Below are 15,732 nucleotides of genomic sequence, written 5' to 3' on the forward strand. Positions count from 1 at the left end.
TCACTCATCGCTGTTATTCGCGTTGAGATCTTATGAATTTAAAAATGAGTACTCTAGCCAATGGCCAAAAACAATTTTTTGGCATTCTGTCATGTGTTACAGAGTGTCTATTGCCGTCAAGTTTTAATCGGTAAAACGCATCGTATTGCCTCCGTTTCTTTACTGTCGTTATTGCCGCTTGTTGCGAATGCAGAAGCGTTAAGCCTTCAGCAAGCGGTAGACAAAGCCGTTTCTCAAGATGATTGGTTGGTTTCCAGTCAGCAAAAAGAAAACGCCATGCGTGTGTTAAGCCAAGGCATGACGGCATTGCCTGATCCAAAAATCAATGTTGGCTTATTGAATATGCCAACCGACAGTTTTGATTTTAACCAAGAAGCGATGACGCAATTTAACGTGTCGGTATCGCAAATGTTTCCGGCGGGCGATACCTTGCGTTTAGCGGGGGAAAAGTACGCTGCGCAAGGTGATCAAATGCCATTGATGCGAGACAATCGTCGTGCGATATTAGCAATGGAGGTATCGAACCTTTGGCTAACGGCATACAGTTACGAAGAGAGCATCAAGCTCGTAAAACAAAATAGAACCCTGTTTGAACAGCTTCATGAGGTTGTGGAAAGTAGTTATAGCTCGGCGTACGGGCGAGCCAAGCAGCAAGATTTAGTGCGCTCTGAACTGGAGTTGATTAAGTTAGATCATCGCCTTACACAGCTTCGCCAAGCGAAAGAAAACTCACTGCAAAAACTGTCTCAATATATTCTTCCGGTAATAACTGATCACAACACATCAGATCAAGACATCACGTTGAAAACAACGGGTGTACCCATCGCGTTAACCTCGTCGAATACTCTTGCATCGGATTCATTAGCGGCTCGTTTAAGCCAGCATCCATTGGTTCGCATCGTAGACGTTCAATCCCATACCGCGCAGATAGACAAAGCGATTGCCGAGCAAAAATACAAACCAGAATGGGGCGTTACCTTGGGTTACGGTTATCGCGGCGATGATCTGAGTGGCAAGGACCGAGCTGATCTGGCGTCGATTGCCGTGAGTGTCAGCGTACCGATCTTTTCGTCTCGTCGACAGGATGCTCAGGTGAAAGCCGCGTCCTTGCAAGTTGAATCCTTTCTTTCGGAAAAGCAATTAGTACTCAATGAGCTCATGGCCAAATATCGTGTACTGACGTCTGATATCCGTCTGTTGGATCAACGCATCCGTCTTTATCAAACCAAGTTAATTCCCAGTTATCGTGAAAGTGCGCAAGCTATGTTGAATGCGTATACCAGCAACGATGGCGGTTTTTCGAATGTGGTTCAGGCGCGTATCGCGACGCTGAATGCGCACATTGAATTGTTGACTATTCGCATCGAGCGCTTCAAGCGTTTGGCAGAATTGAATTATGTGATGACACAAGGTGAAGAGGTGAAGCTCAAATGAAAGTAATCGGATATATCGGTGTATTTGTATTAGGTGGTGTTCTTTCGGCTACGGGTTATCACTTTGGTCTTCAAGCATTCAATACACTGAATGGCGAGATGAACTCAGGCACGACTAACGCGATGGCGACAGATGAAAAATTACCTTTGTATTGGGTGGCACCAATGGACCCAAATTATCGTCGCGACAAACCTGGTCAATCGCCAATGGGCATGGATCTCATCCCTTTTTATGGAGCAGCTCAGGGTTCTGATAATGCTGGCGTTGGCACGGTAAGTATTTCGTCTGAAGTGGTTAATAACCTTGGCGTGCGAACAGGAAAAGTGTTTGAAGGCATGCTGAAACCAGAGATTCGAACGGTAGGCTATTTGGCTTACAACGAAGACAAGATCGTTCATATTCATCCTCGCGTCGAAGGCTGGATTGAAAAGAGTTTTATAAAATCCAATGGCGACTCGGTTGAAAAAGGCCAACCTTTGTTTGATTTATATTCGCCGACTTTGGTGAATGCGCAGGAAGAATTTGTCTTTGCGTTAGCGCGAAAAGACAAGCGCATGATCAACGCGGGTGAAGAGAGACTAAAAGCCTTGCAGGTGCCGAGTGATTTTATCCAAACGTTAAGAGCGAAGCGCAAAGTGTCTCAAACGGTGCGATTCTTTGCGCCACAAAGTGGTGTGATTGACAACCTTGGGATTCAAGATGGTTTCTACATTAAACCAGGTACAACCTTGATGTCGATCGCGGATCTGAGTGAAGTGTGGCTGGATGCCGAAGTATTTGAACGCCAAGCGCATCGCGTCGCGGTAGGCCAACCAGTTGAAGCTGTCATGGACTTTTTGCCGGGGAAAACGTTCGCCAGTAACGTGGACTTTATTTATCCAACGCTGAATGCAAAAAACCGTACTTTGCGCGTTCGCATTCGTTTGGATAACCCAGATCAATTATTGAAGCCAGATATGTTTGCCCATGTGCGTATTGAGACCACGGAACCGGGCCAAAGACGATTGATTCCGAAAGAAGCCTTAATACGTGGAGGCGAACAAAACCGTGTGGTACTGGCACTAGGTGAAGGGCGTTATAAATCGATTGCTGTCGAAACTGGCGCGTTCGGTGATGACTACGTAGAAATCTTAGACGGCTTGGTATTGGGCGATAACGTGGTGACGTCAGCGCAGTTCTTGTTGGATTCTGAGTCCAGTAAAAGCTCTGATTTCAAGCGCATGAATGTAGACAGTACCCAGACGCCAATGCCTACCAGTGCTTTGTCTGCCAGCGATATGTCGGACAATAAAATGTCAGGCCAAGCAGAGCCAGTAGCAGAACCCGCCAACAATGTTTGGGTGGCGGCACGCATTAATCGTATTGATGCGACAACGCGCATGGTGAATGTGAATCACGAAGCGATCTCGGATTGGAGTTGGCCAAAAATGACGATGGATTTTGTGCTAGCCGATTGGTTGGAGTTGGATGAGTTGCCAATAGGTAAAAACATTCAGCTTGAGATTACCCGTGAAAGTAGCACCAAGTTTGCTGTTACTGATTTTTTTGATGCTGACGCAGAGTAGGGGAATATCATGATTGAAGCGATTATCCGCTGGTCTATTCATAATCGGCTTATGGTGCTATTGGCCAGTATTATTCTTGTTGGCGCCGGTTTGTATTCGTTAAAGAATACGCCTGTTGACGCGATTCCTGACTTGTCAGATGTTCAAGTCATCATTAAAACCAGCTATCCAGGGCAAGCGCCGCAAGTAGTGGAAGACCAAGTGACGTATCCAATGACGACGGCGATGTTGTCTGTACCGGGTGCTCAAACCGTGCGTGGTTATTCGTTCTTTGGGGATTCTTATGTCTATGTGATTTTCGATGAAGACACCGACATGTATTGGGCGCGAAGCCGAGTGTTGGAGTATTTAAGTCAAGTCGCACCTTCATTACCGAGCAACGCGAGGGCGCAATTAGGGCCAGATGCAACAGGCGTTGGCTGGGTGTATTTGTATGCATTAGTTGATAAAACCGGTCAAAACGATTTAAGCCAACTGCGTTCACTGCAAGATTGGTTCTTGAAATATGAATTGCAAACAGTAGCTGGTGTGTCTGAAGTAGCGCCGATTGGCGGTATGGTTAAACAGTATCAAGTGAGTGTTAACCCCGATAAATTACGTGCGCTGAATATGCCATTGAGCCACATTCAAAATGCGATTAAACGCGGTAACCAAGAAGTCGGTGCGTCGGTCATCGAAATGGCAGAAGCCGAATACATGGTTCGAGCGTCTGGTTATATACAAAGTGTTGAAGACATTGAAATGATTCCGCTTGGCGTCAGTGAAAGTGGTACACCACTGACGATCAAAGACGTGGCTGAGGTGGGTATTGGACCACAAATGCGGCGCGGTTTAGCAGAGCTAAATGGAGAAGGTGAAGTGGTTGGTGGCGTGGTTGTCATGCGTTTTGGTGAAAATGCCCAAAAAACCATTGAAGGCGTCAAAGCAAAACTAGAAACACTTAAGTCCAGTCTGCCAAAAGGGGTTGAAGTCGTTACCGTCTATGATCGCTCTGGATTGATTGATCGCGCGGTTGAGAATTTATGGACGAAGCTGCTGGAAGAGTTTCTTGTGGTGGCGCTGGTCTGTGTGGTGTTTCTTTTCCATATACGCTCTTCTTTGGTGGCGATTATCAGTTTGCCGGTTGGTATCTTGACGGCTTTCATTGTCATGCATTGGCAAGGTATTAATGCCAACATTATGTCGCTTGGTGGTATTGCGATTGCTATTGGCGCCATGATCGACGGCGCCATCGTGATGATTGAAAACCTTCATAAGCACATGGAAAAAGTCGAAATGACTAAGGAAAACCGCTGGCAAATTGTCGCCACGGCGGCGACTGAAGTTGGGCCGGCTTTATTTTTTAGCTTGTTGATCATCACCGTTAGTTTTGTGCCTGTGTTTACTTTGGAGTCTCAAGAAGGTCGAATGTTTGGCCCCTTGGCGTATACCAAAACCTACGCTATGGCGGCATCAGCAGCGCTGGCCATTACCTTAGTGCCTGTATTGATGGGGTACTTTGTACGAGGCAAGGTATTACCAGAACATAAAAACCCGATTAATCGTGCCTTAGTTGCGATCTATATGCCGGCGTTAAAAACGGTGTTGAGTTTTCCGAAAACAACGATTGTGGTGGCGATTGCTATTTTTGCTATTGGGATGTGGCCTCTCAATAAGCTGGGCAGTGAGTTTATTCCCAGCCTAGACGAAGGCGATTTAATGTACATGCCAACGGCCTATCCGGGAATTTCCATCGGACAAGCGCGTCAGGTATTGCAGCAAACCAATAAGTTGATAGCGACCGTCCCTGAGGTGAAAACTGTCTTTGGTAAAGTAGGTCGCGCGGAAACAGCAACTGACCCTGCGCCGCTGACCATGATAGAAAGCTTCATACAATTCAAGCCTAAGTCTGAATGGCGAGACGGTATGACCAGCGACAAAATCAAACAAGAGTTAGATCAGTTAATTAAGATTCCGGGCATTACAAACGCGTGGGTCATGCCGATCAAAACGCGCATCGATATGTTGGCAACGGGTATTAAAACGCCAGTGGGTATTAAGGTTGCTGGGCCTGATCTAAAGGTCATTCAAGACATCGGTTTACAGTTAGAGAAAATATTGAAACCAGTGGAAGGCACAGCATCAGTTTATTCTGAGCGCGTGGCGGGCGGTCGTTATGTCAAGATTGATATTGATCGAGCAAAAGCCTCTCGCTATGGAATGAACATTCAAGATGTTCAAGAGTTGATCTCGTCAGCGGTGGGTGGCATGAATGTCACCAATACCATTGAAGGGCTGGAGCGCTATCCGATTAACGTGCGTTATCCGCAGGAATATCGAGATTCACCAGAGCAGTTAGCCCTTTTGCCGATTGTGACGCCGAATGGTTTACGAATCGCTCTGGGAGATATTGCGGATGTGTATGTGGAAGAAGGGCCGCCGGGGCTAAAAAGTGAAAATGCCCGTTTGAATGGCTGGACCTTTGTGGACATTGAAGGCGTGGATATTGGTCGTTATGTCGAAAACGCACAGAAAATCGTGGCGGATCAGGTGACGTTACCTGCTGGGTACTCGTTAAATTGGTCTGGTCAATACGAATACATGCAACGGGCGAAAGAAAAGCTGACGTATGTGGTGCCGCTGACATTGGTCATTATTATTGTTCTCTTGTACATCAATTTTCGTAATTTTTCTGAGGTCGCCATCATTATGGGCACATTGCCTTTTGCCATGGTGGGCAGTATTTGGCTGATGTATTTGTCTGGCTTCAACTTCTCAGTTGCGGTGGGTGTTGGCTTTATTGCGCTGGCTGGGGTGGCGGTGGAAATCGGCGTCATTATGCTGGTGTATTTGAATCAAGCGTGGGCTGAGACTCAGCGTAAATGCGCTGAAAAGGGCGTTTCGCCGCGTGTGGATACGCTTTATCACGCGGTGCTTCATGGTGCGGGTATGCGAGTTCGCCCTGTGATGATGACCGCGGCGGCTATCATTATCGGATTGCTGCCTATTTTGTATGGTACTGGAACAGGGTCTGAGGTGATGAGTCGAATCGCCGCGCCCATGGTCGGCGGTATGGTGAGCGCGGTTGTGCTGACGTTATTGGTGCTGCCAGCGGTGTATTTTCTATGGAAAAAATCGTCATTGAAACAGACGCCTTAATTTAATCAGTATTAAAAAAGTATTCTTTCGGAACTTTTGGAGATCGTGGATACAAAGAGCGTCCTTCTTTGTATCCGTTTAAAAAATTATTAATAACGCAAAAGGTAATAGCATGAAAAATATGAAATTGGCACTTTCTACATTGGCTTTGGTGGCCTCCGTTAACGTATTTGCACACGGTATGATGACCATGACATACCCTAAAGACGGTGCCATGCTAATGGCTCAGGCAGAACGTGTAGAGCTTAATTTTCAGAACCCAATGAAAGTCGTAAGTCTCAAAGTAGTAGGATCCCAAGGCAAGCCTGTGTCGGTTCGTTTTGATCGTAATGCAGATACCACTAAGAGCTTTCAAACTATGTTACCTATGTTAGCGCCGGACAGTTATACGGTTCATTGGAAAGCAATGGGCGAAGATGGGCACATGATGAAAGGGTCTTATGGTTTTATGCAGCACTAAATAGGTCCTTTAAGTTTTTTAGTGAAACGGTCTAATTAGATTTTATTTTTTAGGCTTTTATTTCAAACTTTTCATTTTAGGAAAAGGAGACTGCATGACGTTAACGAACTGGGAAATCGCGCAATTACTGACACGTTGGTTGTTGTATTTTGGTATATCAAGCGTTGTGGGTGGGCTATTTGCGTTTTGTTTGTTGCGTCATCAGTCTGCTTTATTGAGTCGTATAAAAGGGTATGTACGAGGAGGTGCGCTGGTTGGTGTGGTCGCGACGATAGCGTATTTCTTTATCCTTGTCGGTGGGACGATGGAAGAGGGTCTATGGCTCATGTTCGACCCTATGATGGTCTCTATCTATTGGGATTCGCCAGCGGGCAGTACCTTGATCGCTAATGTGATTGGTTATTGCTTGGTGATCATAGCGTCATTTACCCTTGGGTCGGATCGTGCCTTCAGTCTGTGGCCATTTTCTCGCCTGTCATTAATGGTCGCTTCCTTGGGCATAGCCAGTTTGATTTATTCGTTTTCACTCACGGGTCACGCGACGGCGCAAGCTTGGTATTATCAGATTATTTTCTTTGCTCATATTTTAATCGCTGCTTGGTGGTTAGGGCTTTTGTTTCCTTTGTGGTTAGTCATACGAAGTGCAACGGCAGAAGAGTCAAACAAGGTGTTGGAGCATTTCGGTAAACTTGCTGCCTACGCGGTGTTGGTTTTGATTGTGTGTGGTGCATGGATGAGTTTCATATTGACAGGGTGGCAGGGCTTGTTTTCGACAGATTATGGCTTTTGGTTGCTGGTGAAGCTTGCTCTGGTCGTGGCAATTCTTGCGATGGCGGCCTATCACAAGTTGCATCTTGTACCGTTAATATTAGAGCGTGGTAATACAACGCTTATACAAAAATCTATTTTAATGGAAAAAATGATCGCTTCTTCAATCTTGGTGGTCACGGCGATATTTACGACGTTTGTTGGCCCTCCAGTGCATTAATTGGAGGTGTATTTAGTGATGTTGTTTAGGTTGAAAGTTGATTGGAGGAGGAAGAATGAGACAAAATAAAATCGTTATCATTATGTTTGTTCTGCTTGTGTTTGTTAGCCAGACACTTGCCTCTGTGGCTGTTCCAATGACACATCAATCGGTGCCATTTTCCTCTGCTGTTTTTACCTCGCCGGTCGGCCATAAAGCGTCGTTGGAGAATAGGTCTGTTGGGAAATCCACTCATCAGCATCTTCAAACATTGCTGGTTACGAATACGTTAGATTGTTGCAAAGATACACACCCATGTCCTATGAGCTTTTGCATGTCGATGGCAGCCATTATAGATCACCAATGGATTCATCATGGCTCTCAACTGAGTCAGGGGATTACTAACCTAATTCAACAAGAGCGGCCACCGCGTGGTTCCTCTTTATATCGCCCTCCGATATCTGCCTAATTATTGGATGAGTCCGTCGTTTTGTCGGGCGCTCTAAGGTCACTAAACGTTATTTTCTATTATTAACCTTTCATCCACTACAGGGATAATGCCTGTTCTGGATGCTCTAAAGAATTTCATTGGAGACAATTATGTCTTTTATTCATTGCGCAATTGGGTTGCACCTGCAAGTGGGTGTTGTTGGTTTAATACAAGTAAAGGAAGTTAGGTTATGACAATATCCAAACCTTCACACGAAAAGCTGAATAAATCATCGAGCGGTACAGTGCTTAGCCGTCGTCAGTTTGTATTTGGTGCTTCTGCCATGCTGGCTTTAACGACCATTCCTTTTTCAAAAAATGCATTTGCAAGTGCAATTAGCCAATCTTTAACTCAGTTATCTGGGAAAGTCTTTGATTTAAGCATTGATTATAAAACCGTTAATTTTACGGGAACACCTGCTAGAGCAACGGTCATTAATCAGCTGTTTCCCGGACCCTTGTTACGCTGGAAAGAAGGTGAAACGGTCACGCTAAGAGTAAAAAACAATCTTGATCATGACAGCTCTTTGCACTGGCATGGGATGATTTTACCGACAGAAATGGATGGCGTTCCAGGTCTTAGTTTTGCGGGCATCAAACCGGGAGACACGTTCGAATATACATTTCCTATTAAGCAAAGTGGTACTTATTGGTATCACAGTCATTCAGGTTTTCAAGAGCAAACGGGAGCGTATGGCGCCATTGTTATAGACCCTAAAGAAGCAGACCCTGTCGTGTTTGATCGTGAGCATGTCATCATGCTGTCGGACTGGTCGGATGAGGCGCCGGAAACAATATATGCGAATTTGAAGAAGCAATCAGACTATTACAATTACAGTGAAAGAACGACGTCTGATTTGTTTTCTGATATCAAAAAGCAAGGGTTGGTGAACACTTGGAGAGCGCGCTCCATGTGGAATCAGGAGCGTATGAGTGACCGAGATATTTCTGATGTCACGGGCGCCACCTATACGTATTTAATGAATGGGAACTCACCGGCACAACCTTGGCAAGCGCTCTTTAAACAAGGAGAAAAAGTTCGTCTTCGCTTTATTAATAGCTCCGCGATGACGATATTTGATGTGCGAATTCCAGGTTTGAAAATGACCGTGGTAGCGAGTGATGGACAAAATGTTCAGCCTATTACCATCGACGAATTTCGCATGGGTGTTGCAGAAACTTACGATGTGATAGTCGAGCCGAAGATGGAGGATGCTTACTGTATTTTCGTTCAGAGCATTGACCGTTCTGGTTATACCCTTGGTAATTTCACGTCAGATGAAATGTTCACAGCCAAAATCCCTGATATGGACCCTATGCCGATCTTAGGGCATGGCGATATGGGTATGAATATGGAGGGTATGGACCACAGTAAAATGGCAATGGGTTCAGATTCCATGTCGGGCATGGAAGGCATGGACCACAGTCAAATGGCAATGGGTTCAGGCTCAATGGCTGGCATGGAAGGCATGGAAGGCATGGATCACAGTCAGTCAAATACAGTCATCCCTACTTTAGGTTTAGCTGGTTATGGCAGTAACAATGAGATTAAGCATCTAGAGTCAGAAAATGGTCCTCAAGTAGACATGCAATCAGGTATGCCTCAAAGCGGCCTTAACGACCCAGGTATTGGCTTAAGGGATCACCAAGCGAACTATAACCGTAAAGTACTGACCTACGCAGACCTAAAAGGCTTGCATCCTACTCATGATAAACGTCAACCCACTCGAGAAATCCAGCTGCATCTAACGGGCAATATGAATCGTTATATGTGGTCAATTAATGGAATCAATTTTGCTGATTCCGCTCCACTTGAATTGGCGTATAACGAAAGAGTGCGAATTACCTTGGTGAACGACACCATGATGATTCATCCCATGCACCTGCATGGTGTATGGAGCGAGTTAGAAACGGGAGATCCTGATTACATTCCACGTAAGCATACCGTGATGGTTCAGCCTGGTTCAAAAATCAGCTATTTGGTCACCGCAGACGCCTTAGGGCAATGGGCATATCACTGTCATTTGCTGTACCACATGCCTGGTATGTTTAGAAAAGTGGTCATCAAATAAGGAGAGTAATAAATGAAAAATTTTAATTCACTAGGCTTTACGTTAGCGATGGCAATGGCTTCTGCTATGAGCTCTTTGTCTTATGCCGGTGCGGAAGATGACCCTTTATTAAGTTATGTCGCCATCGATCAATTAGAAAAAGGCCTTGAGTCAGATGATCCAACCAGCTTTAGTGTTCAAGCATGGGTTGGTTATGATATGGACAAAATCTGGCTTAAAACGTCAGGCGAATACCAGAATAGTGACGAGCAAGACCTAGAAGTACAGGCTTTATACAGTCATGCCGTAGCGCCGTATTGGGATATGCAGATGGGCTTAAGGCGAGACATTAAACCGTCCCCATCTCGTGATTGGTTGGTGCTTGGTTTCCAAGGTCTGGCGCCGTATTTTTTCGACATTGACGGTACTTTCTTTGTGGGAGAAAAAGGACAAACCGCCATTCGTTTGGGCATCGAACAGGAATGGTTAATCACTCAAAAGCTGATATTAACGCCTGAATTTGAAGTGAACGCCTATGGTAAGAGCGATGACGAATTAAATATGGGTTCTGGTCTTACTGATATCAATGCAGGGCTTCGACTAAAGTATGAAATAACACGTAAATTTGCACCTTACATAGGAATCGATTGGAGTAAAAAATTCGGTGCTACCGCGGATATTGCCCGTCATGATGGAGGGAGTGTTAGCAATTCTCAGTTTGTCATGGGCGTGACGGCTTGGTTTTAAATTTTTTAACAAGAAGTAAAAGGGGTGGGCGGTGAGATGAAAGATAAAAGTCTCACTCACATCACCATTAATTTCTACGATAAATAAGAAAGGAGAATGCCACAATGCTGCGTACGGTGAAGCTATCAGGCGACTAAATTAATATCCAATAGCTAATTTTGAAAGAGGCAAAAATATGAAGGTAATAAATAAAATCATTGCAACGTCAATCTTAACGTTAGTAAGTGCTAGCGTGTTGGCACAACCTATAATAGATCTCTATAAGTCTCCGACATGTGGGTGTTGCGTTAAATGGGGTGAGATAATGGAGGCAGAGGGTTATACCGTCAATTATCATCACAAAGAAAACTGGTCTTCTTTAAAGAAAGAGGCGGGTATGCCCATGGAACTACAATCATGTCACACCGCGTTGATCGACGGTTACTTAATTGAAGGGCATGTACCAGAGCAAGATGTGGCGCGTTTAATACTAGAAAAGCCTGAAAATATATCAGGCTTGGCTGTGCCTGGAATGCCAAGATATTCTCCTGGCATGGCAGCGAAAGGTCAGGGATACCGAGATTTTAATGTGGTTCAGTTTAGCCAACAAGGAGCGATGACAGTTTATAAAAAATATTGATAAACGATTAATCTATCGAATCCAACTGGTTAGTTAGCTGATGCAATAGGAGCTCGCTAACCAGCTTCGATAATAGGCTCAAAACTCACATTTGGTACTCGCTATGTTATACAAGATAGCTGGTTTGCTTCTTCCTTAGCTCTTGGGTACGTTTTATAAGTTTAATACGATCAAGTCATTTGTATGAGATTTTGGTGTACTTTCCTGCTTCTATGTTTGTCAAATATGCCAGTTTTTGTTGGAATTTAAGCACGGTCTCTTGATCAAAAAATCCAGCGAATCAGTAATAACCGAACGTATCAATAAACGCTTTGATAGCCCTATAAAATAAATTTATGCATCTGTTTTTTTTAAGTTTATAGTTTTTAATTTACGGCTACAATTTAAACGGACATTTAATAGTAAGAGGATCCTTATGATTAAACCTGAAACTCCCCAGAATGAAGCTGAGCGATTGCATGCATTGAGAACGTTAAAAATTCTCGATACGTCACATGAAGAGCGATTTGATCGTGTGACGCGTATGGCTAAGCGAATGTTTGACGTATCCATCTCGCTCGTCAGTTTAGTTGACGAAGACCGTCAATGGTTTAAATCCAAGCAGGGGCTTGATGCGACCGAAACGCCCCGTGATATATCATTTTGTGGGCATGCTATTAATCAAAACGGATTATTCATCATTCCAGATGCGTCTGTCGATGAGCGTTTTTCGGATAACCCTCTCGTTACTGATGCTCCCAACATTCGTTTTTATGCTGGTTATCCTCTAAAGCTTAGGCAAGGCATTTATATAGGTACTTTGTGCCTTATCGATAGCAGGCCTAAAGGCCTTGATGAAGAAGATCAGCAGTTGCTTAGAGACTTGGGCGCTATGATTGAGCAAGAAATCCAATCCATTCAACTCGCTACGTTGGATGAATTAACCTTAATTTCCAATCGACGTGGTTTTTTGACGCTGGTTGAGCAGAGCTTTAAATCGTGTCAACGTAATGAAAAATCCATGTCATTTATATTGTTTGACCTAAACAAATTTAAGGCCATCAATGATGACTATGGTCACCATGAAGGTGACTTCGTATTGACGACCTTTGCACAAATAATGCTGGACTCATTTCGCGATTGCGATGTGATTGGTCGACTCGGTGGAGATGAGTTCGTTGCGATGCTAAGCGACTCTGATGAAGGGGAAGCTGATGTTGTTTTAGAGCGATTTGCTACCGCCGTCGAAAAGGTAAATGAAACCTTAAATAAACCATACAAAATTGAGTACAGTGCTGGTGTTATGCACTTTAAACACGATACGGAGAAATCAATAGAAGAAATGATCCAAGATGCGGATGCAGCGATGTATGAGCAAAAGAAAGGTAAGGCTCGATAGCGATTTGATTGATGCTTTATAATCACTATAAAGCATCAATCTTTCTTTAGGCGCTATTAGCGGAAGGCGTTAGATTTTTTATACTACTGGGTATGGTTAATCAGACTCATCGTTCTTAAGCAGTTTTAGACTACCGTCAATGTGGATGTCTCGTTGTGGAAACGCAATGACAATATTGTGCTCTGCGAGTAATTCATCAAGACGAAAACGAACATTACTTTTTGCCACTCGCAAGCCACCTTCCATATTAGATTGTATCCAGAAATTTACTTCAAAAATAAGCGCGTTGTCGCCAAAGTCTTCAAAGATAACTTGTGGTTTAGGTGTGCTTAGAACGCTTTCTTGTTCTTCGGCGGCTTGTAGGATCAATGCAGCCACTTTCTTTGCCGGAGAGCCATAGGCGACGCCTATTTTGACTGAGGTTCGCATCAGTTTGTCTACTAATGTCCAGTTCACAATCGTATTTTCTAGTAACTTACTATTAGGGATAAGCATGTGGACACCATCTACTCGTCTGAATCGAGTCGAGCGAGTATTAATTTCTTCAACAATGCCTTTGGCGTTTTCAACTTCTAAAAAATCGCCGATGCGGATGGGCTTTTCCCACATCAAAATCCAGCCACTGATAAAGTTGTTAATGATATTTTGTGCGCCGAAACCAAAGCCAATGGCAATCGCGCCGGATAAAAAGGCAAACGCGGTGATAGGGACATTAATAATGTCTAAAACTGTGATCGCTATAATGCTAATGGCGAGTGCGTACAGAAGTCGACGGACTAGATGTATGATATTCGGATCGGCGTTTCTGGTCGTTAATTTCGACGTTAACAGGCGGACCAAATATTTGGTCGCCCAAAATCCGACAAGCGCTAAAATTGGAATCAGCAATACACCGCCTATCGTGATGGAATGATCTGCGACGCTAAAGAATTTATAGCTCAATATGCTGTATACGTTATCTATGTCTAGCAAAGGTATTACTCCCACAATTTGTGTAGAGTATTAAACACTATTTCAATGGCAAAATATCTAGGGAGCGCACGAATAATCTTCTCTTAAGATAATCCATTTTTGGCTTTCGTGTCTGAGCATAACGTGTTGCTCATCTTACTAAATGGCCTCTCTAAAAAGAGTAGGCTAAGAATGCTTTTTTGCATCTTCTTTATCAGTGTTAATTTTTTTGAACGATATCCTTAAACGCCTGATATTGAGATAAATACACATGACCACTTAAATGTTGTAAAAATCCGCTGCACTCTAAATGATCCATGACAGGCCCTTTTACTTCGGACAGTGATAGCTTGATTCCAAGGATTAACAATTGGTTATTTAACGATTCGAGCATTTCCAACGCACTAAAATCAATGTCATTCACGGCGCTGCATTGAATGACTATGTGAGTAATGTCTTGGCGCTTATTGATGCTGTCTATTATGTAATCTTCTAGAAAGGCCGCATTCACAAAGAACAAGCTCTCATCAGGTCGTAAACACAGTAGATTAGGGGACGTTTTTACTTCATAGCGTTTCACATTACGAAAATGCTCGGTGCCTTCAATCAACCCAACTTCCGCCACGTGTGGTCTGGATGTGCGAGATAAGTGCAGTAGAATCGATAAACCGACGCCAGATGCAACGCCCACTTCTACGCCGAGTAATAGCGTAACGATAATTGTTGCCAGTACGGCATAAAAATCACTACGAGAGAAGACCCACGTTTTTTTCAAAATAGAAAAGTCGATCAAGGTGGTGACGGCCACAATAATGGTTGCCGCCAGTGTCGCTTTAGGTAGGAAGTACAAAACAGGTGTCAAAACGAGAGACGCAATCATAATACCAATCGCTGTCATCACACCGGCCAGTTGCGTGACGGCGCCCGCATCAAAATTGACAACGGAGCGCGAAAATCCGCCCGTCACAGGAAAACCACCAGACACGCCAGACGCGATGTTTGCTGCCCCTAAACCGATGAGTTCTTGGTTGGGGTTTACCTTTTCTCGTCTTTTTGCCCCCAATGTTTTACCGACAGATATGGATTCTACATAGCCAATGATGGAAATCATTAAAGCGGGTAACACTAAGCTTTTGATCAATTCAAGCGAAGGTAAGGATAAACTCAAATGAGGCAAACCAGCAGGAATAGTTCCCGTAATAGCGACCCCATGAGCCTGTAGGTCAAAAGCATAAACAATGCCTAGACTGGATAAAACACCAATAATAGGGGGTGTTTTCGCCAAGGAAGCGGCGGAGGCTTCTGGTACTTTTAGCATGACGAAAAAGCGTTTGGCATAACGTCGTGCTAACAACAAAAACAAGACAATAGACACGCCAACCACAAAAGTAACGGGTTTAAAGTCACCAATGCTCTCTAGCATGCTGAATATCTGCGTCACCACATTATCACCATGGGCTTGAATGCCTAAAATATGCTTAAGCTGACTCAGGGCGATAATGATACCCGAGGCAGAGATAAAACCAGATATCACAGAGTGAGACAAAAGATTGGTCACCATACCAAGCTTCATCACGCCCATGATGATCAGCATGACACCAGACAATAAGGCGAGGGTAATCGCCCCCGTCAAATAGCTCGCGCTACCTTGTTCAGCAATGGCGGCCAGAGACGTCGCGGTCATTAAAGACGCGACGGCAACAGGTCCAACGGACAACGACGTGCTGGTTCCAAATAAAGCATAAAGTACTAATGGCAGAATGCTCGAATACAAACCTACTTCTGGTGGCACCCCAGCCAACATGGCATACGCCAAGGACTGAGGGATCAACAGCATGGTAACAATAAAGGCCGCTGTAGCATCTTGGCTAAATTGCACACGGTTATAATTTCTTAGCCAAGACAACGCAGGAAATAAGCGTTCAAGCATCAT

12 protein-coding genes are annotated in these 15,732 nt (G+C 44.3%); 10 read left to right on the top strand and 2 right to left on the bottom strand.

The window, feature by feature from the left end; translation table 11 throughout:
* The first annotated feature begins 60 nt into the window (after positions 1-60).
* The 10 genes from M3I01_RS06835 (at position 61) to M3I01_RS06880 (ending at position 12,848) form a co-directional block, all read left to right on the top strand.
* Positions 61-1,434 carry a TolC family protein gene (locus M3I01_RS06835; RefSeq protein WP_255895037.1) on the top strand — a complete coding sequence of 458 codons (1,374 nt, stop codon included), beginning with the start codon at positions 61-63 and terminating at the stop codon, positions 1,432-1,434.
* Positions 1,431-2,999 (top strand): efflux RND transporter periplasmic adaptor subunit, encoded by a 1,569-nt coding sequence (locus tag M3I01_RS06840; RefSeq protein ID WP_255895038.1) that lies wholly within the window; start codon positions 1,431-1,433, stop codon positions 2,997-2,999. The genes M3I01_RS06835 and M3I01_RS06840 overlap by 4 nt, the downstream gene beginning before the upstream one ends.
* Positions 3,000-3,008: 9 nt before the next feature.
* Positions 3,009-6,137 (top strand): efflux RND transporter permease subunit, encoded by a 3,129-nt coding sequence (locus tag M3I01_RS06845; protein WP_275564989.1) that lies wholly within the window; start codon positions 3,009-3,011, stop codon positions 6,135-6,137.
* A 112-nt stretch (positions 6,138-6,249) separates the two neighbouring features.
* Positions 6,250-6,597, top strand: coding sequence for a copper resistance CopC family protein (locus M3I01_RS06850; protein ID WP_255895039.1), 348 nt, complete (start codon positions 6,250-6,252; stop codon positions 6,595-6,597).
* Between the two features lie 94 nt (positions 6,598-6,691).
* The gene (locus M3I01_RS06855; protein ID WP_255895040.1) at positions 6,692-7,585 is read left to right on the top strand and encodes a copper resistance D family protein; all 894 of its coding nucleotides are present in this window, start codon (positions 6,692-6,694) and stop codon (positions 7,583-7,585) included.
* Between the two features lie 55 nt (positions 7,586-7,640).
* On the top strand, positions 7,641-8,033 hold the full coding sequence (locus M3I01_RS06860) for a hypothetical protein (protein ID WP_255895041.1): 393 nt from the start codon (positions 7,641-7,643) through the stop codon (positions 8,031-8,033).
* Positions 8,034-8,244: 211 nt separating this feature from the next.
* Complete coding sequence (locus M3I01_RS06865; RefSeq protein WP_275564990.1) at positions 8,245-10,125, top strand: copper resistance system multicopper oxidase; 1,881 nt, start codon at positions 8,245-8,247, stop codon at positions 10,123-10,125.
* 12 nt (positions 10,126-10,137) lie between these two features.
* Positions 10,138-10,851 carry a copper resistance protein B gene (locus M3I01_RS06870; protein WP_255895042.1) on the top strand — a complete coding sequence of 238 codons (714 nt, stop codon included), beginning with the start codon at positions 10,138-10,140 and terminating at the stop codon, positions 10,849-10,851.
* A 175-nt stretch (positions 10,852-11,026) separates the two neighbouring features.
* Positions 11,027-11,470: a DUF411 domain-containing protein gene (locus tag M3I01_RS06875; protein ID WP_255895044.1), complete on the top strand. Its 444-nt coding sequence runs from the start codon at positions 11,027-11,029 to the stop codon at positions 11,468-11,470.
* Positions 11,471-11,885: 415 nt separating this feature from the next.
* Positions 11,886-12,848, top strand: a complete 963-nt coding sequence (locus M3I01_RS06880) for a sensor domain-containing diguanylate cyclase (protein WP_255895045.1) — start codon at positions 11,886-11,888, stop codon at positions 12,846-12,848.
* Positions 12,849-12,944: 96 nt separating this feature from the next.
* Here M3I01_RS06880 and M3I01_RS06885 read toward each other — a convergent pair whose 3' ends face one another.
* Positions 12,945-13,820: a mechanosensitive ion channel family protein gene (locus M3I01_RS06885; RefSeq protein WP_255895047.1), complete on the bottom strand. Its 876-nt coding sequence runs from the start codon at positions 13,818-13,820 to the stop codon at positions 12,945-12,947.
* 199 nt (positions 13,821-14,019) lie between these two features.
* Positions 14,020-15,732: a SulP family inorganic anion transporter gene (locus tag M3I01_RS06890; protein ID WP_317133908.1), complete on the bottom strand. Its 1,713-nt coding sequence runs from the start codon at positions 15,730-15,732 to the stop codon at positions 14,020-14,022.

Origin of the sequence: Marinomonas maritima (genome assembly GCF_024435075.2) — a bacterium.
Lineage (GTDB): Bacteria > Pseudomonadota > Gammaproteobacteria > Pseudomonadales > Marinomonadaceae > Marinomonas > Marinomonas maritima.